Genomic DNA, 1,268 nt, shown 5'->3' on the forward strand with positions numbered 1-1,268 from the left:
ATTTTACCTATTTCATGGGCTTACATTACCATGATGGGCTCAGAGGGCTTAAAACAAGCCACCGAAATGGCCATTGTAAACGCTAACTACTTAACGCACGAGTTAAGTCAGCACTTCCCAATTTTATACCGTGGCCGTAACAATCGCGTTGCTCACGAATGTATTGTTGATTTACGCCCATTAAAAGAAGCGTCAGGCATTACTGAAATGGACGTCGCTAAGCGCCTACAAGATTACGGCTTCCACTCACCTACTATGTCGTTCCCAGTTGCGGGCACGTTAATGATTGAGCCAACTGAATCCGAATCAAAAGGCGAGATAGACCGCTTTATCGAAGCAATGGTGTCAATCAAAGGCGAAATCGACAAAGTAATCTCTGGCGAATGGTCAATCGAAAACAACCCACTTGTGTTTGCACCGCACACACAAGCAGACGTGTTAGGTAACGAATGGGACCGCGCGTACGACCGTTTTTACGCTGCATTTCCAGTGCCAAGCGTTGCTAAAGATAAGTTTTGGCCAACCGTTACACGAATAGATGACGTATACGGCGACCGTAACTTAGTATGTTCATGCCCAGCGGTTGAGACTTACCGCGATTAATTTTTGAACTTTAATGGGTAGTAAGTTCCACTGTAGAGTGGGATTTATCAAAGTTATAAAAGCCGTTGCAGCAATGCAACGGCTTTTTTGTGTGTGGTGATTCGCCATAAATTATATGAAGGTAGGTTGGGTAGAGTGCAACGAAACCCAACAAATCACAAATATACTTACTCGCTCAAAAGCCAAGAGTATGTGTTATTTATTGTAGGCGTTTAGCTTGCTGACGCGCGGGCGGCAGCCCGAATCAGTATTTGAATAGGTGCTTAAGGTTATCATCACCGATAATGAAGAAAAAAGGGGTCAAATCTTGACTTCAGACATCAAAGGTCTAGCTTTATAGTTTACTGCTTATGGAGTGAATTGCTATGTCTAGGCCGTTGCGAATAGAGTATGAGAATGCGTTTTATCATGTGATGAATCGTGGAAGAGGGCACGAAAATACTTTTTTGAGCGATGACGACTTTAAGTGTTTTTTATACTGCATTGAGCAAGCAAGCCTTCGCTTTAATATTGAAGTGCATTCGTATTGTTTGATGACCAATCATTACCATCTGCTAATAAAAACTCCCGATGCTAACTTAGGCCGAGCCATGAAGCACATTAACGGCCTTTACACTCAATACTTTAATCGAACACATAACACAGATGGTGCACTGTTCAGGGGC

Annotated in this window: 1 protein-coding gene and 1 pseudogene; both read left to right on the forward strand. The window is 43.0% G+C overall.

Features of this window, described 5'->3' with window-relative positions:
• Positions 1–603, forward strand: a pseudogene (locus BCG07_RS18395) (glycine dehydrogenase (aminomethyl-transferring)); the annotation flags it as partial.
• A 365-nt stretch (positions 604–968) separates the two neighbouring features.
• Positions 969–1,268 (forward strand): transposase (locus BCG07_RS18400; protein WP_286891450.1); only part of this gene is annotated, 300 nt, incomplete at its 3' end.

The organism is Pseudoalteromonas sp. ESRF-bin5 (assembly GCF_002632075.1).
Lineage (GTDB): Bacteria > Pseudomonadota > Gammaproteobacteria > Enterobacterales > Alteromonadaceae > Pseudoalteromonas > Pseudoalteromonas marina.